The following is a 25,881-nucleotide window of genomic DNA, read 5'->3' as shown; positions in this document are numbered from 1 at the left end:
ACCCGGAGGCAGGCGATGAAATGGACCGATTCGCGTGAAATAGCCATTGCGCTGGCGGACAAGCACCCCGACATCGACCCGCAGCGGATCAATTTCGTCGACCTGCGCCAGTGGGTGCTCGAACTCGACGGCTTCGACGACGATCCGAAGCACTCCGGCGAGAAGATCCTCGAAGCGATCCAGGCACACTGGATCGACGAATCGGATTTCGACGACGAGGACTGACCGATCGGGCACGGCGTGCGTCGCGTGGGCGCGCGTGGCACCAATGAAAAAACGGCTCGCGGGCAATTGCTCGCGAGCCGTTTTCGTTTTCCGGCCGGCCATGCCCCCGCACGACAGGCGGGCAGGGGGCGCAGCGATCGGGCGATTACGCGCCGACCAGCGTGCCGTTCTCGATCCGCACGCGCTGGCCCTGGCCGAACGGCGGCGGGTTGTGGTACGTGAACGTGCGCGTCGCGCCGCTTTCCATCTGCACTTGCACCTGATAGTCGGTTTCCGCGCGCACCTGCTTCTCGACCTGGTTACCGGCGAGACCGCCGCCCAGCGCGCCGATGATCGTCATCGCGGTGCGGCCGTTACCGTGGCCGAACTGGTTGCCGAGCAGGCCGCCGGCGGCGGCGCCGCCCACGGCGCCGATCCCCAGCTCTGGCCCGGAGTACGCGTCTGCGTGATCGCGACGATCGTGCCGCAGCTCTGGCAGTAAGTCTGCGCGGGCGCGGACGGCTGCTGCGCGTACTGCGGCGGCTGCGGTGCCGTCGTATGACGGCGATGCGGCGCGGCCGGACGCGGCGCGGGCTTCGGCTCGGCTTGCGCGGCCGCCGCTTTCTCGGCGGCCAGCTTTTGCTGCGCGGCCTGTTCCGCGGCCTGCTGCTGCGCTTGCGCGGCGAGCGCCGCGCTGGCGGCTGCGGCCGTGTCGACGGCCGGCTGCGACGCGATCAGCGCGGCCTGGGTCTGGCCGCTTTGCGCGTTGTTGCTGCTGGCCTTCGGGATGAGCCCCGTGATCGCTGCCGTCGCCGCGAGGCTGGCGACGATGACGGCGCCGGCGGCGGTGGCGATGAGCGGATGGAGGCGTTGCTTTTGCGGCGTGGTCTGATTCTGGTTGTCCATTTTTTTCTCCGATGTCGATCCGGATCGGCGCGGCGCCGGGCCGGATCCCACGCTCGGGAGCGAGCAGACTCGGCGTTCCTGCGCCCAGTTCTGGTCCCGTGGTCATGCGTGGTGACGCAAGAGGAGTGTCGTCCACCGGCAAGCGGCGCGCCGTATCAAGGTGTAACGAATTGCAGCAGGGCAGCGGCGATCATGGCAGGGAAAACCCGCAGAAGGCCGTCGCGACGAGGGAATAAAACGGGGAGAGATCGAAAGCCGGCGAACGCCGGCTGGCGGGATTTACGCGTCGTTACAAAGCTGACGCGTGCGCGCCGCAGGGGCGCGGCGCACACGCGGTCGCGGCCGTCAGTCTTCGCGGCGCAGATGCGGGAACAGCAACACGTCGCGGATCGTCGGGCTGTCGGTCAGCAGCATCACGAGACGGTCGATGCCGATCCCGCAGCCGCCCGTCGGAGGCATCCCGTATTCGAGCGCGCGGATGTAGTCGGCGTCGAAGAACATCGCTTCCTCGTCGCCCGCATCCTTCTGTTCGACCTGCTTCTTGAAGCGCGCGGCCTGGTCTTCCGGATCGTTCAGCTCGGAGAAGCCGTTCGCGATCTCGCGGCCGGTCATGAACAGCTCGAAACGCTCGGTGATGCCCGGCACGGTATCCGATGCGCGTGCGAGCGGCGACACCTCGACCGGGTAGTCGATGATGAACGTCGGTTCCCACAGCTGCGCTTCGGCCGTTTCCTCGAACAGCGCGAGCTGCAGCGCGCCGATGCCTGCGTTCAGGAACGCCGGCTGCGACACGTCGACGCCGAAGCGCTTCAGTTCGGTGCGCAGGAACGCGTCGTCCGACAGCTGGCCGTCGGTATAGTCCGGTGCGTACTTCTGGATCGCCTGCGTGATCGTCAGGCGATGGAACGGCTTCGCGAGGTCGAGCTCGCGGCCTTGATACTGGATCGTCGCGGTGCCGAGCGCATCGATCGCCGCCTGGCGGATCAGTTGCTCGGTGAAGTCCATCAGCCAGCGGTAGTCGGTGTACGCGGCGTAGAACTCCATCATCGTGAATTCCGGGTTGTGGCGCGGCGACACGCCCTCATTCCGGAAGTTGCGGTTGATTTCGAACACGCGTTCGAAGCCGCCGACGATCAGGCGCTTCAGGTACAGCTCCGGCGCGATGCGCAGGAACATCTGCATGTCGAGCGCATTGTGATGCGTGACGAACGGCTTCGCCGCGGCGCCGCCCGGGATCGGGTGCAGCATCGGCGTTTCGACTTCCATGAACGCGGCGTTGTCCATGAACTTGCGGATCGACGCGATCGTCTTCGTGCGGGCGCGGAACGTATCGCGCGTTTCCGGCGTGACGATCAGGTCGACGTAGCGCTGGCGGTAGCGCATTTCCTGGTCGGACAGGCCGTGGAACTTGTCCGGCAGCGGACGCAGCGCCTTCGACAGCAGGCGCAGCTCCTTGCACTGGACCGACAGCTCGCCCTTGTTGGTGCGGAACAGCACGCCGCGCGCGGCGACGATGTCGCCGAGGTCCCACTTCTTGAACGCGTCGTAGGTGTCGGCGCCGACGTCGTTCGGCGTCACGAAGAACTGGATCTGGCCCGAACCGTCCTGCACCGTCGCGAAGCTCGCCTTGCCCATCACGCGCTTGAGCATCATGCGGCCGGCCACCGACACCTCGACCGGGTTCGCTTCGAGCGCGGCCTTGTCCGAGTCGGCGAATTTCGCCTGCAGGTCGGCTGCGTGGTGCTCGGGCCGGAAGTCGTTCGGATAGGCGACGCCTTGCTCGCGCAGGGCGCGCAGCTTCTCGCGGCGCTCGGCGATGATCTGGTTTTCGTCCGCCGTGACGGCGGGCTGCGTTTGGGTCGGTTCGGTCATGATGGTCGGAATTCGGAATGGGTGCGGCAACGCAAACGGGAAGGGCGGCGCGGGCCAGGCCGCGCCGCGGCGCTTACACGCCCTGTTTGAGGCTCGCGCTGATGAAGTCGTCGAGATCGCCGTCGAGCACCGCACGCGTGTTGCTCATTTCGACGTTCGTACGCAGGTCCTTCACGCGGCTCTGGTCGAGCACGTACGAGCGGATCTGGTGGCCCCAGCCCACATCGGTCTTGCTCGATTCGAGCTTGTCCTGTTCGGCCTGGCGCTTGCGCATCTCGACTTCGTACAGGCGCGACTTCAGCATCGCCATCGCTTCGGCACGGTTGCGGTGCTGCGAGCGGTCGTTCTGGCACTGCACGACGATACCGGTCGGCATGTGCGTGATCCGCACCGCGGAGTCGGTCTTGTTGATGTGCTGGCCGCCCGCGCCCGATGCGCGGTACGTGTCGATGCGCAGGTCGGCCGGGTTGATCTCGACCTCGATCGAGTCGTCGATTTCCGGATAGACGAACACCGACGAGAACGACGTGTGGCGGCCGCCCGACGAGTCGAACGGCGACTTGCGCACGAGGCGGTGGATGCCCGTCTCGGTGCGCAGGAAGCCGTACGCGTATTCGCCCGTGACCTTGACCGTCGCGTTCTTGATGCCGGCGACGTCGCCGTCGGACTCTTCGAGCACTTCGGCCTTGAAGCCCTTGCGTTCGCAGTAGCGCAGGTACTGGCGCAGCAGCATCGACGCCCAGTCGCACGCCTCAGTGCCGCCGGCGCCTGCCTGGATGTCGATGAAGCAGTTGTTCGGGTCGGCCGGGTTCGAGAACATCCGGCGGAATTCGATGTCGCCGACGCGCGCTTCGAGCTTCGCGGCGTCTTCTTCCGACGCGACGAGCGTGTCTTCGTCGCCTTCCTCGCGCGCCAGCTCGAACAGGTCGAGCGCGTCGCGCAGGTCGCTATCGAGCGCGGTGAGCGTCGTGACGACGCCTTCGAGCAGCTTTTTCTCGCGACCGAGCGCCTGCGCGTTCTTCGAATCGTTCCAGACGTTCGGGTCTTCGAGTTCCTTGTTGACTTCGGTCAGACGCGCAGCCTTGGCGTCGTAGTCAAAGATACCCCGGAGCTCGCCCGCGCGGTTGCGCAGGTCGAGCAGGGAGCTTTCGATCGCGTTGAGTCGTTCCGCTTCCATGATCGTTCGCTGTTCTTGCTTCGTAAAAAAGCGGAATTATAGCCGATCGGCCGGGTTGCCCGGTGACGCAAACGGTGGGCGCATGCGTGCCGCGGCCCCGTCCGGCGCGGTGCGCGTGCGGGGGCGTACTCGGGGGCGCACTCGGGGCGGGCCCAGTGGCCCGCCGCTCAGCCGGCCGCGTGCTCGACGATCAGCTGGACGCGCGTGACGCCGTTCCACGTGTCGGCAACGAGCCGGTACGCGACCAGCGCGCTCGCGGGCAGCGGCTCGGTGTGGTTGAACCAGATCGCGTTGAAGCGCTGGCGGCCGCGCGCGAGCTGCAGCTTCAGGTGCTTTTCCTTCACGAGCGACTGCGATACGACGTCGAATTCACCCGAGAAAAGCGGGGCCGGAAAGCCTTGCCCCACACGGCCTCGTCGAGCAGGCCGACGAACTGCGGCGTGAAGTAGGCGTCCTCGAGCTCGCCGTCGGTCTCGATCACGCGGGCGAGCGCGTCGTCGGACAGCCATTCGCGCGCGACGGCCTCGAACGCGGCCGCGAAGCGCGGCACGTTCTCGGTGTCGAGCGTGAGGCCGGCCGCCATCGCGTGGCCGCCGAATGCGACGATCAGGTCGGGCTCGCGCTTCGACACGAGGTCGAGCGCGTCGCGCAGGTGGAAGCCGGCGATCGACCGGCCCGAACCCTTGACCCGCTTGCCTTCTTCGTCGGCGTGCGCGAACGTGAACGACGGCCGGTGGAATTTTTCCTTGAGCCGGCCGGCGACGATGCCGATCACGCCCTGGTGCCACTCGGGGTTGAACAGCGTGATCGTGCACGCGTCGGCCGGGTCGACGTCGGCGAGATCGGCGAGCGCCTGCTGCTGCATGCCGGCCTCGATCTCGCGGCGCTCGCGGTTCATCACGTCGAGCTGCTGCGCGAGATCCCAGGCGCGGCCGATGTCGTCGGTGATCAGGCACTCGATGCCGAGCGACATGTCGGACAGCCGCCCGGCGGCGTTCAGGCGCGGGCCGAGGCCGAAGCCGAGGTCGAAGCCCGATGCGGTGCGCGCTTCGCGCGCGGCGGCGCGGAACAGCGCGGCGACGCCCGGCTGCATGCGGCCGTTGCGGATGCGTTGCAGCCCCTGCGCGACGAGCACGCGGTTGTTGCCGTCGAGCCGCACGACGTCGGCGACGGTGCCGAGCGCGACGAGGTCGAGCAGCCCGTCGAGGCGCGGTTCGGCTTCCTTGCTCGCGAACGCGCCGCGGCGGCGCAGCTCGGCGCGCAGCGCGAGCAGCACGTAGAACATCACGCCGACGCCGGCGAGGTGCTTGCTCGGGAACGCGCAGCCGGGCTGGTTCGGGTTGACGATCGCGCGGGCGGCGGGCAACGCGTCGCCGGGCAGGTGGTGGTCGGTCACGAGCACGTCGATGCCGCGCGCGGCCGCGGCTTCGACGCCCGCGACGCTCGCGATCCCGTTGTCGACGGTGATCAGCAGGTCGGGCTTGCGCGCGGCCGCGAGTTCGACGATCTCGGGCGTGAGGCCGTAGCCGTATTCGAAGCGGTTCGGCACCAGGTAGTCGATCTGTGCGCCGAACATCCGCAGGCCGCGCACCGCGACCGCGCAGGCGGTCGCGCCGTCGCAGTCGTAGTCGGCGACGACGAGCAGGCGCCGCTTGTCGGCGATCGCGTCGGCGAGCAGCGACGCCGCATCGGCGCAGCCCTTCAGTTCGGTGGGCGGGACGAGGCGCGCCAGCGCGGTCTCGATGTCGGCGGGCGACTGCACGCCGCGCGACGCATACAGGCGCGCGAGCACGGGGTGCAGGCCGTGGCGCGCGAGCACTTCTGCGTCGGCGGGCGCGACGGGGCGGGTAACGATCCGGGTCATACGCGGTGGGTGGGTTATTCGAACAGGGAGGCGAGGGCGCGGCGGCGCCAGAACTTGCGCAGGTCGCCGCGCGTCGCATGCAGCGTCACGGAACTCGTGTCGCCGCACAACGTGACATCGACGCTCGACAAGGCGCCGGTCTGCAGCGCGGCGAGGGCCGGCGCGAACCAGTCGCGCTCGAGCGCGGCGAGCCCGTCGTGCCAGCGCGCCCAGTCCTGTTCGATGAACGGGGTGGTCAGCGCCGGCAGCTCGACGAGCGTCGCGCCGTCGGCGGCGGGCAGCGCGCCGAACGTCGCGGGGGCGCTGCCGCCTTCGATTTGCGCGGCGCGCGCGAGGCCGAGCGCGGCGGGCGACGCCGACAGCACGCGCGCGAACGGCTTGCCGACCGGTTTCAGCGTGCCCTGCGCATGGAACCAGATCGAATTGACGGCCGGCAGCCCGCGCGCCTCACGGGCTTCGTTGACCGGGTGCTGGAACCACGCCATCTGCACTTCGTTCTGCAGCTTCATCCACATCCGCGAGCGTTCGCCGGTGTGGGCCTCGTGCGGCAGCCAGATCTCGATGTTGCGGCCGCTCGCGCGCAGCGGCGCGGCGCCGGCCAGCCGGGCGAGCTGGTCGCTCGACAGGTACCAGCGCGCCGGGTTCGGCGCGTCGAGCCGCACGCCGAGCTCCTCGATCAGCGGCCGCGCGACCGCGAGCAGCGCGGCCGCGTCGCCTTCTTCGAGCGCGAGGGCGGCCGGATCGACGAGCACCAGGTGATCGTGCGCGATTTCGACGTGAACGGGCTCGACGCACGCCCACGCGTGCGCGCCGGGGTCGCCGCCGTCGGCCAGCAGCATGTAGGGCGCGAGCGGCGCCTCGTCCGCGGCGTTGCCCTGGGTCGCGCCGAACCGGCGGGCCAGCCAGCGCTCGTGCGGCAGCGTGCGCTGGAAGTCCTCGCCGGCCACGCGCTCGACGAGGCTGGCGCGGGCGAGCAACTTTTCGAGCGCGGGGCTGTCCAGCGTGTGCAGGGACGAGGCCGCATCGGCTGCCGACGGCAGTGCGAACGGAACGAGAAAATGGAGGCGTCGGTCGTGCATGATGGTGCGCATTGTATGGCAAACTGCGCGCGTGATCGGGCCGGCCGACGGCCCGTTTGCGTCCGGCGGCCGTTTTTCGACCGTGCCCGGACCGATGGCCGCCACCGGGCGGCGGTCCGGCCGCGGGGCGCCTCCCCGCCGTAACCAGCAGAAAGGATTCGCTTGAAACTTCCGTATGAATGGCAGATCGGCTGGCGCTACACGCGCGCCGGCAAACGCACGACCGGCAACGGCTTCATTTCCTTCATCGCGCTCGTGTCGATGCTCGGGATCGCGCTCGGCGTCGCGGCGCTGATCGTCGTGCTGTCGGTGATGAACGGCTTCCAGAAGGAAGTGCGCGACCGCATGCTGTCGGTGCTCGCGCACGTCGAGGTGTTCTCGCCGACGGGCTCGATGCCCGACTGGCAACTGACCGCGCAGGAAGCGCGCCGCAATCCGTCGGTGATCGGCGCGGCGCCGTACGTCGACGCGCAGGCGTTGCTCACGCGCCAGGACGCGGTGAGCGGCGTGATGCTGCGCGGCGTCGAGCCGACGCTCGAGCCGCAGGTGTCCGACATCGGCAAGGACATGAAGGCCGGGCAGCTCGCCGCGCTCGTGCCGGGGCAGTTCGGGATCGTGCTCGGCGATGCGCTCGCCGGCAACCTCGGCGTGACGGTCGGCGACAAGGTCACGCTGGTCGCGCCCGAAGGCTCGATCACGCCGGCCGGCATGATGCCGCGGCTGAAGCAGTTCACGGTCGTCGGCGTGTTCGAATCGGGCCACTACGAATACGACAGCACGCTCGCGATGATCAACATCCGCGACGCCGAGGCGCTGTTCCGGATGACCGCGCCGACCGGCGTGCGGCTGCGGCTGACGGACATGCAGAAGGCGCCGCAGGTCGCGGTCGAGCTGTCGCACACGCTGTCGGGCAGCCTGTACATCCGCGACTGGACGCAGCAGAACAAGACCTGGTTCTCGGCCGTGCAGATCGAGAAGCGGATGATGTTCATCATCCTCACGCTGATCATCGCGGTGGCCGCGTTCAACCTCGTGTCGTCGCTCGTGATGACGGTGACCAACAAGCAGGCCGACATCGCGATCCTGCGCACGCTCGGCGCGCAGCCGGGGTCGATCATGAAGATCTTCGTCGTGCAGGGCGTGACGATCGGCTTCGTCGGCACCGCATCCGGCGTCGCGCTCGGCTGCCTGATCGCGTGGAGCATCCCGTGGCTGATCCCGATGATCGAGCACCTGTTCGGCGTGCAGTTCCTGCCGCCGTCGGTGTACTTCATCAGCGAGCTGCCGTCCGAACTCGTCGCGAGCGACGTGATCCGGATCGGGCTGATCGCGTTCGCGCTGTCGGCCGTCGCGACGCTGTATCCGAGCTGGCGCGGCGCGAAGGTGAAGCCGGCGGAGGCGCTCCGCTATGAATGACCGCGCGACCGCATTCGCGGATTCACGACAACACAACAGACAGGATTCGGCTGGTATGCAGGAATACGTGCTTCAGGCGCGCGGGATCACGAAGGCGTTCGTGCAGGGCGGCTTCAACGTGCAGGTGCTCAGCAACACCGAGCTGACGGTGCGGCGCGGCGAGAAACTCGCGGTCGTCGGCGCATCGGGCTCCGGCAAGAGCACGCTGCTGCATGTGCTCGGCGGGCTCGACGAGCCGAGCGCGGGCGAGGTTTCGCTGCTCGGCAAGCCGTTTACGCAACTCGCCGAGCGCGAGCGCAACGAATTGCGCAACCGCGCGCTCGGTTTCGTCTACCAGTTCCATCACCTGTTGCCCGAATTCACCGCGCTCGACAACGTCGCGATGCCGCTGCGCATCCGCCGGATGACGACCGAGGATGCGCGCGAGCAGGCCCAGGCGATGCTCGAGCGCGTCGGTCTCGGCCCGCGCGCGAAGCACCGGCCGGGCGAGCTGTCGGGCGGCGAGCGCCAGCGCGTCGCGATCGCGCGCGCGCTGGTCACGAAGCCGGCATGCGTGCTCGCCGACGAGCCGACCGGCAACCTCGACGGCACGACGGCCGACACGGTGTTCAACCTGATGCTCGAACTGTCCGAGACGCTCGAAACGAGCTTCGTGATCGTCACGCACGATCCCGATCTCGCCGCACGCTGCGACCGCATCATGCGGCTGCGCGACGGCGTGCTGCACGAGGAGCCGGCGCTGCCGGTGTGATACGCGATCGTCCTTGAGCCGATGCCGGGTGGGTCCCGGCGCGGCGCAGGGGCGCAGGACTGCCGCCATGTGGATCGACACGCACTGCCATCTCGACGCCGCCGAGTTCGACGCCGACCGCGACGCGGTCGCGCATGCGGCGCGCGCGGCCGGCGTGTCGCGCATCGTGATCCCGAGCATCGGGCGCGACAACTTCACGACGGTGCGCGAACTCGCGCAACGCACGCCGGGCGCCGTCTATGCGCTCGGCATCCATCCGATGTATACGCCGCAGGCGCGCGACGAGGATCTCGACCGCCTGCGCATGGAGATCGAAGCGAGTCTCGACGATCCGCGCTTCGTCGCGATCGGCGAGATCGGCCTCGACTACTTCGTGCCGGGGCTCGACGAAGACCGGCAGCAGTTCTTCTATCAGGGACAGCTCAAGCTGGCACGCGAATTCGACCTGCCCGTGCTGTGCCACGTGCGCAAGTCGCAGGATCGCGTGCTCGCGGGGCTGCGCCGTTTCGGCGTGCGGCGCGGCATCGCGCATGCGTTCAACGGCAGTTTCGAGCAGGCCGACGCGTATCTCGCGCAAGGGCTGCATCTCGGCTTCGGCGGCAACGTGACGTTCTCGCGCGCGCTGCAGATCCGCCGGCTCGCCACGGAACTGCCGCTCGACGCGCTCGTCGTCGAGACCGACGCGCCCGACATCGCGCCCGAATGGGCGTACAAATCCCGCAATACGCCCGACCAGGTGCCGCGCATCGGTGACGTGCTCGCCGAACTGCGCGGGATCGATACCCGTTCACTCGGTCTATCCACAACGGCCAACGCGCTCGCCGCGCTGCCGCGACTCGCGCTTTCGTCCGCATAATCGTTGCCGGAAGGCGCCGCATTCGTCAGCGCGGCGCCAGGTCGACGAGGAGGCGCGATGCGCGTGGGGTGGATCGCGTTCGCGCTCGGCGTCGTCGTGCTGCAGCGGCAGGCGGCGTTGCCGGGTGCGATCGCATGGATGGCCGGTGCGGTCGTGCTCGCCGGATGCGCGGCGCTGGGTGCGTGGTGCATGCGTCGCCGGCGCACGCGCGCGACGGCCGCGCTCGGATGGATGCTGTGCACGCTCGCGGCCTGCGTCGCGGGATTCGGCTACGCGGCCGTGCGCGCCGAATGGCGGTTGAGCGACAGCTTGCCGGCGGAATGGGAAGGGCGCGACATCGTCGTCACCGGTGTGATCAGGGGGCTGCCCGTCGTCGACGAGAGCGGTGCGCGGCTGCTGTTCGCGGTCGAGTCGAACGATGCCGGGCTGGCCCGTTTCCCGCCGCTGATCCGGCTGTCGTGGCGCGCGTATGGCGCGCCCGCGGCACGTGACGCGCTGCCCGACCTGCGGGCCGCCCAGCGCTGGCGTTTCGTCGTGCGCCTGAAGCGTCCGCATGCCGAGGCCAATCCCGGCGTGCGCGACAGCGAGGCGGCGTGGCTCGCCGCGGGGATTCGCGCGATCGGCTATGTCAGCGCGCCGCACCGGACGGCATTGCTCGATGCGCGCGCAACGGGATGGCGCGCGTCGATCGACCGGGTACGCGACTGGCTGCGGACACGCATCGGCGAGACGCTCGGTGTCGATGCGGCGCATCGCGGCATCGTTGCCGCACTGGCGATCGGCGACCAGTCGGCCATCGGCGACGACGACTGGCGTGTCCTGCGCAACACGGGCACGAGCCACCTGGTCGCGATTTCCGGATTGCATGTCGGGCTGGTCGGCGCGATCGCGGGTGGGCTCGTGTCGATGGTCTGGCGCCGCGTGCGCTGGCGCGCGCGGGCCGCGACGCTCGTATTGCCGGCGCCGTACGCGGCCGCGCTCGCCGCGCTGGTGGCCGCGGCCGGCTATGCGGCGCTGGCCGGCTTCAACGTGCCGGCGCAGCGTGCGTGGTGGATGATCGCGGGCGGAGGCGTCGCGTATCTGGCCGGACGCAGCGTGCCGACATCCGCGGTGCTGGGCGCGGCACTTGGCGGCGTGCTGCTCGCCGATCCGTGGGCCGTGCTGTCGGCCGGGTTCTGGCTGTCGTTCGGCGCGGTCGCCGTGATCCTGCTGGCCGTCGCCGGCTGGCGCGCCGTGCGCGTGGCCGACGCGGAGGGCGACGAGGGCAGCGGCGGCGCGAGTCCGTCGAGCCGGTTGCGTGCCTGGGGCCGGCGCGCCGGCCGCCGCGTCGCCGAGGCCGCGCGCGTGCAATACGCGGTGACGATCGGTCTCGCGCCGCTCACCGCCGCGTGGTTCGCGCAGGTTTCGCTGTCGGGGCCGCTCGGCAATGCATTCGCGATTCCGTGGGTCAGCTCGGTCGTGACGCCGGTCGTGCTGGCCGGCATCGCGTTGCCCGCGCCGTTCGATGCTTACGCGTTCCGGCTCGCGCATGCGGCGCTCGAACCGATGATGACGCTGCTCGGGCGCCTCGCCGACTGGCCGGCCGGCGTGCTCTGGCTGCGCATGCCCGACTGGCCGGTGCTGGCGCTCGCCTGCGTGGGCGTCGCCTGGGCGCTGATGCCGCGCGGCTGGCCGTTGCGCTGGGCGGCGCCGCTCACGTGGCTGCCGCTCGTTGCGCCGGCGCCCGATGCGCCGCCGCCTGGCGGTTTCCGGATGACCGTGCTCGATGTCGGGCAGGGGGCGTCGGTGCTGGTCGAAACCGCGCGGCGGACCTTGCTGTTCGATGCCGGCCCGGGGCCGGAGTCGACGCACGCCGGCACGCGGATCGTCGCGCCGGCGTTGCGGGCGCGCGGCATCGCGGCAATCGATTCGCTCGTGCTCAGTCATGCGGATGCCGACCATGCGGGCGGTGCGCCGGCCGTCTATGCGGCGGCCGACGTGCGCCAGTTGCTGGCCGGCATTCCGCCGAACAGCCGGCTGTGGCGCGACGCCGCGGCCGCCGGCGTCGCCGACCGGCTGCCGTGCGCGGCCGGGCAGCGCTGGACCTGGGACGGCGTCGTCTTCACGATCCTGTGGCCGCGCGGCGGCCCGGGCGCGGGCTCGTCGAACGGGCAGTCGTGCGTGCTGCGCGTCGACGCGGGCGGCACGTCCGCGCTGTTGACGGGCGACATCGACGCCCGCGGCGAACGCGAGCTCGTGAACGCGACGCCGGACGCGCTGGCCGCGCAGATCCTGGTCGTGCCGCATCACGGCAGCCGCACGTCGTCGGTCGAGCCTTTCCTCGATTCGGTCGGGCCGCGCGTCGCGGTATTTCCTGTAGGCTATCGCAATCGTTTCGGGCATCCGCACCGGACCGTCCTCGCGCGCTACGAGGCGCGCGGGATACCGCTGCCGCGCACCGATCGCGACGGTGCCGTGCGGTTCGACGTCGCGCCGGCCGGCGGCGGGTTCGCATTCGCGCGTTATCGCGACGAGCGGCGCCGGTACTGGATGGAGCGGTGACGGCGGGCGGGACGGAAAGCGCGGCTCCGCGCACCGTGCCGGCGCGCGAGCCCGACAGAACGCAAAGCATGGAGCCGGAGCACGTGCCGAAGCACTCACTCCGGTCGACACAGGAGACATCGGCGTTTGAAGGACATCCTCCACTTCTCGCATGCGAACGGCTTCCCGGCGTCCACGTACCGGACGATCTTCGCCGAACTGGCCGACGACTACGAGCTGCGCTACATCGAGCGGATCGGCCATGACCGCCGCTATCCGGTGACGCGCGACTGGCCGCATCTCGTCGAGCAGCTGCTCGACGACATCGGCAGCCGCTACGAGCGCCCGGTATGGCTCGTCGGCCATTCGCTCGGCGGCTACCTGTCGCTGATGGCCGCGCTGAAGAAGCCGCAATGGGTGCGCGGCGTCGTGATGATCGACTCGCCGATCATCGCCGGATGGCGTGCCGGCGCGTTGCGGGCGAGCCAGTGGGCGGGGCTCGACGAGCGGCTGTCGCCGGCCGCCGCGACGCGCAACCGGCGCACGCGCTGGGTGAGCCGCGACGAAGTCTGGCGGCACTTCCGCGAGAAGCCGGCGTTCGCGCGCTGGGACGAACGGATGCTGGCCGACTACATCGATTACGGGATTCCGCAGGCTGGCGCCGACGGCGAGCGGGCGCTCGCGTTCGACCGGCAGGTCGAATACCTGATCTACCGGACGCTGCCGCACACGCTCGGCCCGCGGCTCGCGCACGGCGCGCCGGTGCCGCTCGGCTTCCTCGCCGGCACGCGTTCGCGCGAGGTGCGGCAGGTCGGGCTCGATGCGACGCGGCGGGCGGCGCGCGGCCGCGTCGAGTGGCTGGAAGGCAGCCACCTGTTCCCGATGGAGCGGCCGCTCGAGACCGCCCGCGCATTGCAGCGGATGCTGAATTCGCTGCGGGCGGAAGAGGCCGGGGCGGCGCACGGCGGCGCACCGCTCGCGAGGCGCGCCTGACGCGTCGTCCGGCGAGGCCCGTCATGGGCCGCGGCGAGCCGGCCGCGTTGCCCGGCCGGCCGGTTTTCCGCGGCGCGTACGGCTGGCGCGGGCCGGCGCGAAAGGGCGCGATCACCACGGCAATTGCTGAGAAAAGGGCGGGCTTTACGGTATAATCCGTTTTTCCCGCGAGCATCCAGCGATGACCAAATATGTTTTCGTCACCGGCGGCGTAGTTTCTTCCCTTGGCAAGGGTATTGCCGCCGCTTCCCTCGCCGCGATCCTTGAATCGCGCGGTCTGAAAGTCACCCTCCTCAAACTCGATCCGTACATCAACGTCGACCCCGGCACGATGAGCCCGTTCCAGCACGGGGAAGTGTTCGTGACGGAAGACGGGGCGGAGACCGACCTCGACCTCGGCCACTATGAGCGCTTCATCAGCACGAAGATGCGCAAGGCCAACAACTTCACGACCGGCCAGATCTACGAATCGGTGATCCGCAAGGAACGCCGCGGCGACTATCTCGGCAAGACCGTGCAGGTCATTCCGCACATCACGAACGAAATCCAGGCGTTCATCGAGCGCGGAGCCGCGTCGGCCACCTGCGGCGAGCCGGATGTCGCGATCGTCGAGATCGGCGGCACGGTCGGCGACATCGAGTCGCTGCCGTTCCTCGAGGCTGCGCGCCAGATGAGCCTGCGCCTCGGCCGCAACAGCGCGTGCTTCGTGCACCTGACGCTGGTGCCGTACGTCGCGACGGCGGGCGAGCTGAAGACGAAGCCGACCCAGCACAGCGTGCAGAAGCTGCGCGAGATCGGCATCCTGCCGCACGTGCTGCTGTGCCGTGCGGATCGCCGCATCCCCGACGACGAATCGAAGAAGATCTCGATGTTCTCGAACGTGCCGGAAGACGCCGTGATCTCGGTGTGGGACGCCGACAGCATCTACAAGATTCCGCAGATGCTGCACGACCAGGGCCTCGACCGCATCATCTGCGACGAGCTGAAGCTGTCGCCGAAGGACGCCGACCTGAGCATGTGGTCGGCGCTCGTCGAGAAGCTCGAGAACCCGAAGCACGAAGTGACGATCGGCATGGTCGGCAAGTACGTCGACCTGACCGAGTCGTACAAGTCGCTGATCGAGGCGCTGCGCCACGCATCGCTGCATACGTCGACCAAGGTCAACATCGAGTACATCGACTCGGAAGAGATCGAGACGAACGGTGTCGACAGCCTGAAGCATCTCGACGCCGTGCTGGTGCCGGGCGGTTTCGGCCGTCGCGGCACGGAAGGCAAGATCGCGGCGATCCGCTACGCGCGCGAGTCGAAGGTGCCGTACCTCGGCATCTGCCTCGGCATGCAGCTCGCGGTGATCGAATTCGCGCGCGACGTCGTCGGCCTGAAGCAGGCGAACAGCACGGAATTCGATCCGGACACGCCGGAGCGCGTGGTCGCGCTGATCACCGAATGGTACGACCGCGAAGGCAAGGTCGAGACGCGCACCGAGGAATCCGACCTCGGCGGCACGATGCGCCTGGGTTCGCAGCGTTGCCCGATCAAGCCGGGCACGATGGCGGAAGAAATCTATGGCAAGGACGTGAACGAACGTCATCGCCATCGTTATGAAGTGAATAACCGCTTCGTGCCCCAGCTCGAAGCCGGCGGCCTTATCATCAGCGCCCGTACCCCGAGCGAGGATCTGCCGGAAATGATGGAGCTGCCGCGCTCGATGCACCCGTGGTTCGTCGGCGTCCAGTTCCACCCGGAATTCACGTCCACGCCGCGCGACGGCCATCCCCTCTTCAAGTCGTTCGTCGAAGCCGCGCTCGCCAACAAGCAAGCGCGCGGAGTGTAAAGCATGAAGCTGTGCGATTTCGAGGTCGGTCTCGACAAGCCTTTCTTCCTGATCGCGGGTACCTGCGTCGTCGAATCGGAGCAAATGACGATCGACACGGCGGGCCGCCTGAAGGAGATCTGCGAGAAGCTGAACGTTCCGTTCATCTACAAGTCGTCCTACGACAAGGCGAACCGCAGCTCGGGCAAGTCGTTCCGCGGCCTCGGAATGGACGAAGGCCTGCGGATCCTCGCCGAGGTGAAGCGCCAGCTCGGCCTGCCGGTGCTGACCGACGTGCACGCGATCGACGAGATCGAGCAGGTCGCGTCGGTCGTCGACGTGCTGCAGACGCCGGCGTTCCTGTGCCGCCAGACCGACTTCATCCACGCATGCGCGCGCTCGGGCAAGCCCGTGAACATCAAGAAGGGTCAGTTCCTCGCGCCGCACGACATGAAGAACGTGATCGACAAGGCGCGCGACGCGGCACGCGAAGCGGGGCTGTCGGAAGACCGCTTCATGGCGTGCGAGCGCGGCGTCTCGTTCGGCTACAACAATCTCGTGTCGGACATGCGCTCGCTCGCGATCATGCGCGAGACGCACGCGCCGGTCGTGTTCGACGCGACCCACTCGGTGCAGTTGCCAGGCGGGCAGGGTACGAGCTCGGGCGGCCAGCGCGAATTCGTGCCGGTGCTCGCGCGTGCGGCGGTCGCGACGGGTGTCGCCGGCCTCTTCATGGAAACGCACCCGAATCCGGCGGAAGCGAAGTCGGACGGCCCGAACGCGGTGCCGCTGAACCGGATGGGCGCGTTGCTGGAGACGCTCGTTACGCTCGACCAGGCGGTGAAGCGCAATCCGTTCCTGGAAAACGATTTCAATTAAAGATCGAATGAACCTTGCGACGGCTTCGCGCGTCTGTAGCGAAAGCGGTTTCGGCGCGCGCGCCGTCGCAGTTTGAAGAATCCATCGTCATTCTCAGAGGAAACCCATGAGTGCCATCGTAGATATCATCGGCCGCGAGATTCTGGATTCGCGCGGCAACCCCACCGTCGAATGCGACGTGCTGCTCGAATCGGGCACGATGGGCCGCGCGGCGGTGCCGTCGGGCGCGTCCACCGGCTCGCGTGAAGCGATTGAACTGCGCGACGGCGAAGCCGGCCGCTACAACGGCAAGGGCGTGCTGAAGGCCGTCGAGCACATCAACACCGAAATCTCCGAAGCCATCATGGGCCTCGACGCGTCGGAACAGGCGTTCCTCGACAAGACGCTGCTCGAGCTGGACGGCACCGACAACAAGTCGCGCCTCGGCGCGAACGCGATGCTGGCCGTGTCGATGGCCGTCGCGAAGGCGGCCGCCGAAGAGGCCGGCCTGCCGCTGTACCGCTACTTCGGCGGTTCGGGCGCCATGCAGCTGCCGGTGCCGATGATGAACATCGTCAACGGCGGCGCGCACGCGAACAACAGCCTCGACATCCAGGAATTCATGATCGTCCCGGTCAGCCAGCCGACGTTCCGTGAAGCCCTGCGTTGCGGCGCGGAAGTGTTCCACGCGCTGAAGAAGATCCTGAGCGACCGCGGCATGAGCACGGCAGTCGGCGACGAAGGCGGCTTCGCGCCGAACTTCGGCAGCAACGACGAGTGCCTGTCGACGATCCTGCAGGCGATCGAGAAGGCCGGCTACCGTGCGGGCGAAGACGTGCTGCTCGCGCTCGACTGCGCGGCATCCGAGTTCTACCACGACGGCAAGTACCAGCTCGCGGGCGAAGGCCTGCAACTGTCGTCGGCCGAATTCACCGACTACCTCGCGACGCTCGCCGACAAGTTCCCGATCGTGTCGATCGAGGACGGCATGCACGAAAGCGACTGGGACGGCTGGAAGCTGCTGACCGACCGCCTCGGCAAGAAGGTGCAGCTGGTCGGCGACGACCTGTTCGTCACCAACACGCGCATCCTGAAGGAAGGCATCGAGAAGGGCATCGCGAACTCGATCCTCATCAAGATCAACCAGATTGGTACGCTGACCGAAACGTTCGCGGCGATCGAAATGGCGAAGCGCGCGGGCTACACGGCCGTGATCTCGCACCGCTCGGGCGAAACGGAAGATTCGACGATCGCGGACATCGCGGTCGGCCTGAACGCCGGTCAGATCAAGACGGGTTCGCTGTCGCGCAGCGACCGCATCTCGAAGTACAACCAGCTGCTGCGCATCGAGGAAGATCTCGGCGACATCGCGAGCTACCCGGGTAAATCGGCTTTCTATAACCTGCGCTAACGCGCTACTATCGGGTTCGTCATATCGACGCCGCTCTGTGCTCGTGCGCGGAGCGGCGCTTCTTATATCTGCGTCTCTTACATGCGGCTTGTCACTGTCGTCCTGATTGCCTTGCTGGCGCTCATTCAGTACCCCCTATGGTGGGGACACGGCGGCTGGCTGCGGGTGCATGAATTGCGTCAGCAGCTCGACGACCAGCTCCAGAAGAATGCGGACGAGAAGCTGCGCAACGAGCGCACGGCCGGCGAAGTGCAGGATCTGCAGAGCGGCACCGCGGCCATCGAGGAGCGTGCGCGCTACGAGATGGGCATGGTGAAGGACGGCGAGGTGTTCGTGCAGTTCGTGTCGCCCAATGCGCCTGCGGGGCCGCTGAACAACACGCCGTCGAACACGTCGACGCGCGGTACCGTCTCCGCGGCGCCGGTGCGTGTCGTGCCGAATCCGCAGTCGATCGCGAAGCCGTCGCGGCACCATGGCGGCGACAAGGGCAAGTCAGCGCATCACTGATCGCGATACGGTCGAATCCATTGAAAAAGCGCGGGAAATACCGCGCTTTTTTATTTCCTGCCAGGCATCAATCGATCGATTGACGGCTTACCACCACCAGCCCGGGTAGCCGTAGCCGATACCCGTTCCCCAGCGATTTCCCCATCCGCCGTAATACCCGCCGTAGACCGTCACGGGTGGCGGCGAGTAGTACGCCCATGCGCGCGCGGCGGCCTCGGCTGCGATCGCGCTGTTCTGTTCGCGCAGGACCTGCTGGTCGATTTCGTCGTAGCGCTTGCGTTCGGCGCTCGACAGCGCGGGTGGGCGGCCGTTCGACGCGCCCGGCTCGGGCAGGCGGCTCAGGATCGTGGAAGTCGGCGGCGGCATCGCGCAGCCGGCGAGCGCGAGCGTGCCGGCGGCGACGCTCGTCAGGATGAGGGGGCGAAACGGGCGGAGGCGATTCATGTGTTTCTCCTGCAGCGCGCCGACGGCGGGAAGCGGTGTGCGCCGAAGGCCGGGCCTCCGGCGCCAGAACCGTGCGTGCGGCGCTCGTGCGTCATTATGCGCCCGTGCCCGGGTGGCGGGCACGGGCACGCCGCTCAGTGACGCTGGTCGGTTGCCGGCGCGATGCCGGTCTCGACGCCGGGCGCCGCGAACAGCTGCGCGACATCGACGGGATCGAATTCGTAGCGCTGGTTGCAGAACTCGCAGTGGATCTCGACGTGGCCGCGCTCGACGATCACGCTGTCGACTTCCTCGCGGCCGAGCATGCGCAGCATCGCGCCGACCTTCTCGCGCGAGCACGAGCACTGGAAGCGCGTGCCGGCCGGCTCGAAGTGCTGCACGTTTTCCTGCCAGAACAGCCGGCGGAACACGACTTCCGGTTCGACCTCGAGCAGCTCCTTCGCGGACAGCGTACCGCCGAGCGTACAGACGCGCTCCCACGTGTCGATATCGGTTTCGGCGTTGCGCGGCACGATGCCGCCGTCGCCCGGCAGCTTCTGCAGCAGCATGCCGACCGCGCGGTCGCGATCGGCCGCGAGCCACAGCCGCGTGTCGAGCTGCTCCGAGTGATGCATGTAGTGCTCGAGTACCTGCGACACCGATTCGAGCGGGCCGTCGACGCCGTTCAGCGGCACGATGCCCTGGTACGGCTGCTGGCCCGGCAGCTTGTCGGCCGGGTCGAGCGTGATCACGCAACGGCCGTGGCCGCTCGCGTTGACGAGCGACGCGAAGCTCGTGTCGTCGCCGATCGTCTGCGCCGCGTCGCCGGCGAATTTCGCGGTAGCCCGCATCGACAGATCCGAGCCGCACTGGACGACCAGCATCTGGACCGGCCCGTCGCCGAAGATCTGCATGATCAGGGTGCCGTGAAATTTCAGGTTCGCGGACAGCAGCGCGCACGCGGCCATCATCTCGCCGAGCACCGTGCGCACCGGGGCGGGGTAGTCGCGGCGGGCGAGCACTTCCTGCCACGTATTGCGCAGCGAAACGATCTCGCCGCGCACGGGCGCCGCATTGAACATGAATTTCTGTAACTGGTCGCTCACTCTTCTTCCTTGAAATCCGCGCGAATCACCCGATCCGCACGAGTTGCTCCTTGAAATGCGCGCGCCGCTCGACATACGTCTTCGCGTTCGCGCGCAGCCGCGCGATGTCTTCCGCCGACAGCTCGCGCACGACTTTCGCCGGCGCGCCGAGAATCAGCGAGTTGTCCGGGAACGTCTTGCCTTCCGTCACGACCGCGCCGGCACCCACCAGACAGTTGCGGCCGATGACCGCTCCATTCAAGACCACCGCCTGGATCCCGATCAGCGAACCTTCGCCGATCGTGCAGCCGTGCAGCATCGCCTGGTGCCCGATCGTCACGTTTTCGGCAATCGTCAGCGGAAAGCCCGGGTCCGTATGCAGGACCGCCCCTTCCTGGACGTTGCTGCCCGCGCCGACGGCGATGGTCTCGTTGTCGCCGCGAATCGTCGCGCCGAACCACACGCTCGAATTCTCCTCGAGCACGACCTTGCCGATGATGGCCGCCGTATCGGCGACGAACACGCTTTCGTGGATCGTCGGGGCCGTCTCGCCCAGCTTGTAGATCGTCACGGAGTCTCCTTGTCTCTTCGATGAGGGGCGCCGGTAAAATGGCGCGTCCGGTTTGCCCGGCGCGTGGCGCCGCGGAACAAACGCATATTGTAAACCGTCGCGTGCAGGTGCTCCCGCGACGCGTACGCAAGGTGTCCCCGTTTATGAGCATGGAGTCTTCTTCTTCCGGCATCGCGCCGGCCTGCGTGCGCCGCGTGGCGCTCGATGCGCTGTGCCTGTCCGAACCGGCGGCGAAGGCAGCCCGGGTCCGCGCGCTGCACGATGCGCTGCGGGCCGGGCAGGCCACGATCGCACCGTCGCTCGCGTTGCCTGAACCGGCCGACCTGCCCGGACGTCCGGCCCGCCCGCCGCTCGTCGAGCCGCGCCAGCTCCAACGGCGCAGCATGCGTTCGCCCGAAGGGCGCGCGGTGCTGCTGCACGCGCTCGCCCATATCGAATTCAACGCGATCAACCTGGCGCTCGACGCGGTCTGGCGCTTCGCGGGCCAGCCGGATGCGTTCTACGCGGACTGGCTGAAGGTGGCGGCCGAGGAGGCCTATCACTTCACGCTGCTGTCCGACCGGCTGGCGGCATTCGGGCATGGGTACGGCGATTTTCCGGCGCACAACGGACTGTGGGAGATGTGCGAGCGGACCAAGGGCGACGTGCTGGCGCGCATGGCGCTCGTGCCGCGCACGCTCGAGGCGCGCGGGCTCGATGCCTCGCCGCCGATCCGGGCGCGGCTCGTGCAGGCGGGCGACGACGCGTCGGCCGCGATCCTCGACGTGATCCTGCGCGACGAGATCGGCCATGTCGCGATCGGCAACCGCTGGTTCCGGCATCTGTGCGATGCAGCCGGCCGCGATCCGGTGCCGACCTACCGGCAGCTTGCCGGGCAATACCATGCGCCGCGGCTGCGCGGCCCGTTCAATGTCGACGCGCGGCGCGATGCCGGCTTCGAGCAGGCCGAACTCGACGAACTGACCGCGCAGGACGCCGCGGACGCACACGCGGCACGTTAGCCGACCCGCGCGCCCGGCCGGCGGTGCGAGCCGGCGGCCGCTCGAATGCCGCCGCCGCTAGAGCGCGGCCTCGATTGCGGGCCGCCGGAACGGAAGCGCCGCCGCTATAATCGAACGACCATTCTTTTTTGGCGGCTGCCATGAGTGCCTCGAGTTCTGTTTCCGATTTCGTCACGGTGCGCGGCGTCCGGCTGCATGTGCGGCGCTGGGGCCGGCCCGATGCGCCGACGCTGTTCATGCTGCACGGCTGGATGGACGTCGCGGCGTCGTTCCAGTTCGTCGTCGATGCGTTCGCGGGCGACTGGCAGGTGATCGCGCCCGATGCGCGCGGCTTCGGGCTGTCCGACTGGCCGGTCGCCCGGCAGGGCGGCGGCCACTACTGGTTCCACGAATACCTGGGCGATCTCGATGCGCTCGTCGACCACTATGCGCCGGGCGGCGAAGTCAACCTGGTCGGCCACAGCATGGGTGCGAACGTCGTGTGCCTGTACGCCGGCGCTCGGCCGGAACGCGTGCGGCGCGTGGTCGACCTCGAAGGCTTCGGGCTCGCGCCCGCGCGTGCCGAACAGGCGCCGCGCCGGTTGCGCGGCTGGCTGGACGAGCTGCGCGAGCCGCCCGCGTTGCGGCCCTACGCGTCCCTCGACGACGTGGCGGCGCGCCTGATCAAGACCAATCCGCGGCTCGCCCCGCGCCGGGCCGCATTTCTCGCCGAGCATTGGTCGACGCGCGGCGACGACGGTCTCTACCACCTGTTGGCCGACCCGGCGCACAAGATGCCGGGCCCGCTGCTGTACCGGCTCGACGAGGTGATGGCCACGTGGAAGCAGGTGCGCGCGAAGGTGCTGCACGTCGAAGCCGTCAACTCGCCGACGCTCGCGCACATCGCCGGCGACATCCCGCTGCCCGAGTTCAAGGCGCGCTTCGCCGCGTTCCCCGACTGGCGCGAAAAGCTCGTCGAGGACGCCGGTCACATGGTGCATCACGACCAGCCCGAGCAGGTCGCGGCGCTGATCGAGGCGTTCTGCGCGTAGGCGCGCGACGCCGGCGGCAGGGCAGGCGGGCGGCGCAATTGCCGCGTTGCAGTAGAATGAAGCCTTACCTGCCATACCGACAATGAACGCCGATCTCCACTGCCATTCCAATGTTTCCGACGGGTTGCTGTCGCCTGCCGACGTCGCGCGCCGCGCACATGCGGGCGGCGTGACCCTGTGGGCGCTGACCGACCACGATGAAATCGGCGGCCAGGCAGCGGCACGCAGCGAGGCGGAAGCGCTCGGCATGCGCTACCTGAGCGGTGTCGAGATTTCGGTCACGTGGGCGTCGCGCACCGTGCACATCGTCGGCCTGAACATCGATCCCGCGAACCCGGCGCTGGTCGACGGCCTGTACCGTACGCGCCACGGTCGTGCGGCCCGCGCGGTGGCGATCGGCGAGCAGCTTGCGACGCTCGGCATTCCCGGTGCATACGACGGCGCGCTGAAGTACGTGTCGAATCCCGACCTGATCTCGCGTACGCATTTCGCGCGCTTTCTCGTCGAGAACGGCCACGCCGAATCGACGTCCGACGTGTTCGACCGCCTGCTCGGCGACGGCAAGCCCGGCTTCGTCCCGCATCGCTGGGCATCGCTGTCCGACGCGGTCGGCTGGATCCGTACGGCGGGCGGCGAAGCCGTGGTCGCGCATCCGGGCCGCTACCGGTACACGCCCGTCGAATTCGACGCCTTCTTCGGCGAGTTCATCGATCTGGGCGGCCGCGCGATCGAAGTCATCACGGGCAGCCATACGCCCGACCAGTACCGCGAATACGCGGACGTCGCGCGTCGCTTCGGCTTCGAAGTGTCGCGCGGCTCCGATTTCCATGCGCCGGGCGAGGGCCGCGTCGAGCTCGGCAGCCTGCCGCCGTTGCCGTCCGACCTCACGCCGGTCTGGGAGCGCTGGCTCTGACGCCGGGCGGCCGAGCGCCGCCCGTGCCGCCGCCGTGCGTTGCCGATTCATCCCCCTTTACGTACCCCCATGTCCCAGTTCTTCAGGATTCATCCGGATAATCCGCAGCCGCGCCTGATCAAGCAGGCCGTGGAGATCATCAGCAAGGGCGGCGTGATCGCGATGCCGACCGATTCGAGCTATGCGCTCGCGTGCCATCTCGACGACAAGGATGCGGTCGAGCGCGTGCGCCGGATTCGCGGCCTCGACGAGAAGCAGCACCTGTCGCTGCTCGTGCGCGACCTGTCGGAGCTGGCCAACTTCGCGATGGTCGACAACCGCCAGTACCGGCAGATCAAGTCGGTGACGCCGGGCCCGTACGTGTTCATCCTGCAGGCGACCAAGGAAGTGCCGCGCCGGCTGTCGCATCCGTCGCGCAAGACGATCGGGCTGCGCGTGCCCGACCACGCGATCACGCTCGCGCTGCTGGAGTCGCTCGGCCAGCCGCTGCTCGGCACGACGCTGATCCTGCCGCCGGACGACGAGCCGCTCAACGATCCCGAGGAAATCCGCACGCGGCTCGAGAAACAGGTCGATCTCGTGATCGACGGCGGCGCCTGCCCGCGCGAACCGTCGACGGTGATCGACCTGACCGGCGACGCGCCGGAGCTCGTGCGTGCGGGGCGCGGCGCGCTGGAACCGTTCGGCCTCTCGGCCGCCTGAGCGGGTCGTTCAATTTTGCGCGAATGCGCTTGTTACAATGACGCGATATGGATGCTTCCCTGATACAGACCATCGCCGTCTACGCGCTGCCCGTGATCTTCGCGATCACGCTGCACGAGGCCGCGCACGGCTACGCCGCCCGCCTGCTCGGCGACAACACCGCCTACGTGATGGGGCGCGTGTCGTTCAACCCGATGCGCCACATCGATCCGCTCGGCACGATCGCGATCCCGCTCGTGATGTACTTCGTGACGGGCGGCGCGTTCCTGTTCGGCTATGCGAAGCCGGTGCCGGTTTCGTTCGGCAATCTGCGCAATCCGCGCTGGGGCAGCCTGTGGGTATCGCTCGCGGGTCCGGCCTGCAACTTCGTGCAGGCGCTGGTCTGGGGCCTGCTGACCCTCGTGCTGCCCGCCGTCGGCATCGACGAGCCGTTCTTCACGCGGATGGCGTTCGCCGGCGTCAGCGCGAACCTCGTGCTCGGCGTGCTGAACCTGTTTCCGCTGCCGCCGCTCGACGGCGGCCGTATCCTGGCGGCGCTGCTGCCGCCGAAGCAATCGATCGCGCTGTCGCGCATCGAGCCGTACGGTTTCATCATCGTCCTCGCGCTGGTCGCGACGGGCGTGCTGACGAACTTCTGGCTGCGCCCGCTCGTCAACGTCGGTTATGCCGTCCTGAGCGCCATCCTGTCCCCATTCGCCTCGCTTTTCTAACGACAATCATGTTCCCAGAACGTATTTTCTCCGGCATGCGACCTACCGGGTCGCTGCACCTCGGTCATTACCACGGCGTGCTGAAAAACTGGGTGAAGCTGCAGTCCGAGTACCCGTGTTTCTTCTGCGTCGTCGACTGGCATGCGCTGACGACGCACTACGAGACGCCCGAGGTCATCGAGAAGAACGTGTGGGACGTGCTGATCGACTGGCTCGCATCCGGCATCGATCCGGCGCAGGCGACGCTGTTCATCCAGAGCAAGGTGCCCGAGCACGCGGAACTCGCGCTGCTGCTCGGCATGAGCACGCCGCTCGGCTGGCTCGAACGCGTGCCGACCTACAAGGAGCAGATGGAGAAGCTGAAGGACAAGGACCTGTCCACCTACGGCTTCCTCGGCTACCCGGTGCTGATGGCGGCCGACATCCTGCTGTATCGCGGCTCGCTCGTGCCGGTCGGCGAGGATCAGGTGCCGCACGTCGAGATGACGCGCGAGATCGCGCGCCGCTTCAACTACCTGTACGGCCGCGAGCCGGGCTTCGAGGAGAAGGCGCTCGAAGCCGCGAAGAAGCTCGGCGGCAAGCGCGCGAAGCTCTATCACGAACTGCGCAACGCGTATCAGCAGGAGGGCGACGACGAGGCGCTCGAACAGGCGCGCGCGATGCTGCAGGAATCGCAGAGCCTGTCGATGAGCGACCGCGAGCGTCTGTTCGGCTATCTCGAGGGCGCGCGCAAGATCATCCTGGTCGAGCCGCAGGCGCTGCTGACCGAGGCATCGCGGATGCCGGGCCTCGACGGGCAGAAGATGTCGAAGTCGTACGGCAACACGATCGGCCTGCGCGAAGACGCCGAGACGATCACGAAGAAGGTCCGCACGATGCCGACCGACCCCGCGCGCGTGCGCCGCACCGATCCGGGCGATCCCGACAAGTGCCCGGTGTGGCAACTGCACCAGGTCTATACGGACGAAGCGACGCACGAGTGGGTGCAGAAGGGCTGCCGCTCGGCGGGCATCGGTTGCCTCGACTGCAAGCAGCCGGTCGTCGAGGGCATCCTGCGCGAACAGCAGCCGATGCTCGAGCGCGCGCAGAAGTACATGGACGATCCGTCGCTGCTGCGCGCGATCGTCGCGGACGGTTGCGACAAGGCACGCAAGTACGCGACGGAAACGATGCGCGACGTGCGCGACGCGATGGGCCTGTCGTACAACTGATCCGGCG

General features: G+C 68.4%; 22 protein-coding genes and 2 pseudogenes. 16 read left to right on the top strand and 8 right to left on the bottom strand.

Features of this window, described 5'->3' with window-relative positions; translation table 11 throughout:
* Positions 1-15 precede the first annotated feature (15 nt).
* A complete protein-coding gene (iscX, locus tag VXM69_RS30975; RefSeq protein ID WP_021157676.1) occupies positions 16-225 on the top strand; it encodes a Fe-S cluster assembly protein IscX in 210 nt (69 codons plus the stop codon).
* Between the two features lie 145 nt (positions 226-370).
* On the opposite strand, the pseudogene VXM69_RS30970 reads toward iscX, so the two are convergent.
* The 5 genes and pseudogenes from VXM69_RS30970 to VXM69_RS30950 form a co-directional block, all read right to left on the bottom strand.
* Positions 371-1,110: pseudogene (locus VXM69_RS30970) on the bottom strand (glycine zipper 2TM domain-containing protein).
* Between the two features lie 345 nt (positions 1,111-1,455).
* Positions 1,456-2,982 (bottom strand): lysine--tRNA ligase, encoded by a 1,527-nt coding sequence (gene lysS, locus VXM69_RS30965; protein WP_034188937.1) that lies wholly within the window; start codon positions 2,980-2,982, stop codon positions 1,456-1,458.
* 73 nt (positions 2,983-3,055) lie between these two features.
* Complete coding sequence (prfB, locus tag VXM69_RS30960; RefSeq protein ID WP_367189734.1) at positions 3,056-4,159, bottom strand: peptide chain release factor 2; 1,104 nt, start codon at positions 4,157-4,159, stop codon at positions 3,056-3,058.
* Between the two features lie 167 nt (positions 4,160-4,326).
* Positions 4,327-6,023: pseudogene (gene recJ, locus VXM69_RS30955) on the bottom strand (single-stranded-DNA-specific exonuclease RecJ).
* A gap of 14 nt (positions 6,024-6,037) precedes the next feature.
* Positions 6,038-7,102, bottom strand: a complete 1,065-nt coding sequence (locus tag VXM69_RS30950) for a regulator (protein WP_367189733.1) — start codon at positions 7,100-7,102, stop codon at positions 6,038-6,040.
* A gap of 162 nt (positions 7,103-7,264) precedes the next feature.
* Here VXM69_RS30950 and VXM69_RS30945 point away from each other — a divergent pair, with 162 nt between their 5' ends.
* The 9 genes from VXM69_RS30945 (at position 7,265) to ftsB (ending at position 18,227) form a co-directional block, all read left to right on the top strand.
* On the top strand, positions 7,265-8,518 hold the full coding sequence (locus tag VXM69_RS30945) for a lipoprotein-releasing ABC transporter permease subunit (protein WP_034188934.1): 1,254 nt from the start codon (positions 7,265-7,267) through the stop codon (positions 8,516-8,518).
* Positions 8,511-9,269, top strand: coding sequence for a lipoprotein-releasing ABC transporter ATP-binding protein LolD (lolD, locus tag VXM69_RS30940; RefSeq protein ID WP_080287859.1), 759 nt, complete (start codon positions 8,511-8,513; stop codon positions 9,267-9,269). The genes VXM69_RS30945 and lolD overlap by 8 nt, the downstream gene beginning before the upstream one ends.
* A gap of 67 nt (positions 9,270-9,336) precedes the next feature.
* Positions 9,337-10,125: a TatD family hydrolase gene (locus VXM69_RS30935; RefSeq protein WP_367189732.1), complete on the top strand. Its 789-nt coding sequence runs from the start codon at positions 9,337-9,339 to the stop codon at positions 10,123-10,125.
* Positions 10,126-10,182: 57 nt separating this feature from the next.
* Positions 10,183-12,666: a DNA internalization-related competence protein ComEC/Rec2 gene (locus VXM69_RS30930; RefSeq protein ID WP_367189731.1), complete on the top strand. Its 2,484-nt coding sequence runs from the start codon at positions 10,183-10,185 to the stop codon at positions 12,664-12,666.
* 126 nt (positions 12,667-12,792) lie between these two features.
* The gene (locus VXM69_RS30925; protein WP_034188930.1) at positions 12,793-13,638 is read left to right on the top strand and encodes an alpha/beta hydrolase; all 846 of its coding nucleotides are present in this window, start codon (positions 12,793-12,795) and stop codon (positions 13,636-13,638) included.
* Positions 13,639-13,819: 181 nt separating this feature from the next.
* On the top strand, positions 13,820-15,472 hold the full coding sequence (locus VXM69_RS30920) for a CTP synthase (protein ID WP_034188929.1): 1,653 nt from the start codon (positions 13,820-13,822) through the stop codon (positions 15,470-15,472).
* Positions 15,473-15,475: 3 nt separating this feature from the next.
* The gene (gene kdsA, locus VXM69_RS30915; RefSeq protein ID WP_034188928.1) at positions 15,476-16,330 is read left to right on the top strand and encodes a 3-deoxy-8-phosphooctulonate synthase; all 855 of its coding nucleotides are present in this window, start codon (positions 15,476-15,478) and stop codon (positions 16,328-16,330) included.
* Between the two features lie 106 nt (positions 16,331-16,436).
* On the top strand, positions 16,437-17,720 hold the full coding sequence (eno, locus tag VXM69_RS30910) for a phosphopyruvate hydratase (RefSeq protein ID WP_006478406.1): 1,284 nt from the start codon (positions 16,437-16,439) through the stop codon (positions 17,718-17,720).
* Between the two features lie 81 nt (positions 17,721-17,801).
* Positions 17,802-18,227, top strand: coding sequence for a cell division protein FtsB (ftsB, locus tag VXM69_RS30905; RefSeq protein ID WP_034188927.1), 426 nt, complete (start codon positions 17,802-17,804; stop codon positions 18,225-18,227).
* 87 nt (positions 18,228-18,314) lie between these two features.
* On the opposite strand, the gene VXM69_RS30900 is transcribed toward ftsB, so the two are convergent.
* From VXM69_RS30900 to VXM69_RS30890, 3 genes are all read right to left on the bottom strand, one after another.
* Entirely contained in the window at positions 18,315-18,671 is a 357-nt protein-coding gene (locus VXM69_RS30900) for a hypothetical protein (RefSeq protein ID WP_049034861.1), read from the bottom strand.
* A gap of 134 nt (positions 18,672-18,805) precedes the next feature.
* Complete coding sequence (hslO, locus tag VXM69_RS30895; protein ID WP_034188925.1) at positions 18,806-19,756, bottom strand: Hsp33 family molecular chaperone HslO; 951 nt, start codon at positions 19,754-19,756, stop codon at positions 18,806-18,808.
* A 25-nt stretch (positions 19,757-19,781) separates the two neighbouring features.
* Positions 19,782-20,306: a gamma carbonic anhydrase family protein gene (locus tag VXM69_RS30890; RefSeq protein WP_034188924.1), complete on the bottom strand. Its 525-nt coding sequence runs from the start codon at positions 20,304-20,306 to the stop codon at positions 19,782-19,784.
* Positions 20,307-20,449: 143 nt separating this feature from the next.
* Between VXM69_RS30890 and VXM69_RS30885 the strand changes: the two genes are divergently transcribed.
* The 6 genes from VXM69_RS30885 to VXM69_RS30860 all read left to right on the top strand — a co-directional run bounded on the left by VXM69_RS30885 (position 20,450) and on the right by VXM69_RS30860 (position 25,874).
* On the top strand, positions 20,450-21,307 hold the full coding sequence (locus tag VXM69_RS30885; protein ID WP_367189730.1) for a ferritin-like domain-containing protein: 858 nt from the start codon (positions 20,450-20,452) through the stop codon (positions 21,305-21,307).
* A 140-nt stretch (positions 21,308-21,447) separates the two neighbouring features.
* Positions 21,448-22,338 (top strand): alpha/beta hydrolase, encoded by an 891-nt coding sequence (locus tag VXM69_RS30880; RefSeq protein WP_059562003.1) that lies wholly within the window; start codon positions 21,448-21,450, stop codon positions 22,336-22,338.
* An 82-nt stretch (positions 22,339-22,420) separates the two neighbouring features.
* The gene (locus VXM69_RS30875) at positions 22,421-23,251 is read left to right on the top strand and encodes a 3',5'-nucleoside bisphosphate phosphatase (RefSeq protein ID WP_034188921.1); all 831 of its coding nucleotides are present in this window, start codon (positions 22,421-22,423) and stop codon (positions 23,249-23,251) included.
* Positions 23,252-23,320: 69 nt separating this feature from the next.
* Complete coding sequence (locus VXM69_RS30870) at positions 23,321-23,953, top strand: L-threonylcarbamoyladenylate synthase (protein WP_034188920.1); 633 nt, start codon at positions 23,321-23,323, stop codon at positions 23,951-23,953.
* Positions 23,954-24,000: 47 nt separating this feature from the next.
* A complete protein-coding gene (locus tag VXM69_RS30865) occupies positions 24,001-24,663 on the top strand; it encodes a site-2 protease family protein (RefSeq protein WP_034188919.1) in 663 nt (220 codons plus the stop codon).
* Positions 24,664-24,671: 8 nt separating this feature from the next.
* Entirely contained in the window at positions 24,672-25,874 is a 1,203-nt protein-coding gene (locus VXM69_RS30860) for a tryptophan--tRNA ligase (protein ID WP_006487046.1), read from the top strand.
* Positions 25,875-25,881 lie beyond the last annotated feature (7 nt).

This window comes from Burkholderia sp. Ed8 (assembly GCF_040761425.1).
GTDB classification, from domain to species: Bacteria; Pseudomonadota; Gammaproteobacteria; order Burkholderiales; family Burkholderiaceae; genus Burkholderia; species Burkholderia seminalis.
The sequence above is the reverse complement of the archived record's forward strand: the minus strand, read 5'-3'. Positions and strand labels throughout refer to the sequence as shown.

Coding starts and splice junctions, on each gene's coding strand:
- iscX (WP_021157676.1), top strand. CDS start 16: ATGAAATGGACCGATTCGCGTGAAATAGCCATTGCGCTGGCGGACAAG.
- lysS (WP_034188937.1), bottom strand. CDS start 2,982: ATGACCGAACCGACCCAAACGCAGCCCGCCGTCACGGCGGACGAAAAC.
- prfB (WP_367189734.1), bottom strand. CDS start 4,159: ATGGAAGCGGAACGACTCAACGCGATCGAAAGCTCCCTGCTCGACCTG.
- VXM69_RS30950 (WP_367189733.1), bottom strand. CDS start 7,102: ATGCACGACCGACGCCTCCATTTTCTCGTTCCGTTCGCACTGCCGTCG.
- lolD (WP_080287859.1), top strand. CDS start 8,511: ATGAATGACCGCGCGACCGCATTCGCGGATTCACGACAACACAACAGA.
- VXM69_RS30935 (WP_367189732.1), top strand. CDS start 9,337: ATGTGGATCGACACGCACTGCCATCTCGACGCCGCCGAGTTCGACGCC.
- VXM69_RS30930 (WP_367189731.1), top strand. CDS start 10,183: ATGCGCGTGGGGTGGATCGCGTTCGCGCTCGGCGTCGTCGTGCTGCAG.
- VXM69_RS30920 (WP_034188929.1), top strand. CDS start 13,820: ATGACCAAATATGTTTTCGTCACCGGCGGCGTAGTTTCTTCCCTTGGC.
- kdsA (WP_034188928.1), top strand. CDS start 15,476: ATGAAGCTGTGCGATTTCGAGGTCGGTCTCGACAAGCCTTTCTTCCTG.
- eno (WP_006478406.1), top strand. CDS start 16,437: ATGAGTGCCATCGTAGATATCATCGGCCGCGAGATTCTGGATTCGCGC.
- ftsB (WP_034188927.1), top strand. CDS start 17,802: ATGCGGCTTGTCACTGTCGTCCTGATTGCCTTGCTGGCGCTCATTCAG.
- VXM69_RS30900 (WP_049034861.1), bottom strand. CDS start 18,671: ATGAATCGCCTCCGCCCGTTTCGCCCCCTCATCCTGACGAGCGTCGCC.
- VXM69_RS30885 (WP_367189730.1), top strand. CDS start 20,450: ATGAGCATGGAGTCTTCTTCTTCCGGCATCGCGCCGGCCTGCGTGCGC.
- VXM69_RS30880 (WP_059562003.1), top strand. CDS start 21,448: ATGAGTGCCTCGAGTTCTGTTTCCGATTTCGTCACGGTGCGCGGCGTC.
- VXM69_RS30875 (WP_034188921.1), top strand. CDS start 22,421: ATGAACGCCGATCTCCACTGCCATTCCAATGTTTCCGACGGGTTGCTG.
- VXM69_RS30870 (WP_034188920.1), top strand. CDS start 23,321: ATGTCCCAGTTCTTCAGGATTCATCCGGATAATCCGCAGCCGCGCCTG.
- VXM69_RS30865 (WP_034188919.1), top strand. CDS start 24,001: ATGGATGCTTCCCTGATACAGACCATCGCCGTCTACGCGCTGCCCGTG.
- VXM69_RS30860 (WP_006487046.1), top strand. CDS start 24,672: ATGTTCCCAGAACGTATTTTCTCCGGCATGCGACCTACCGGGTCGCTG.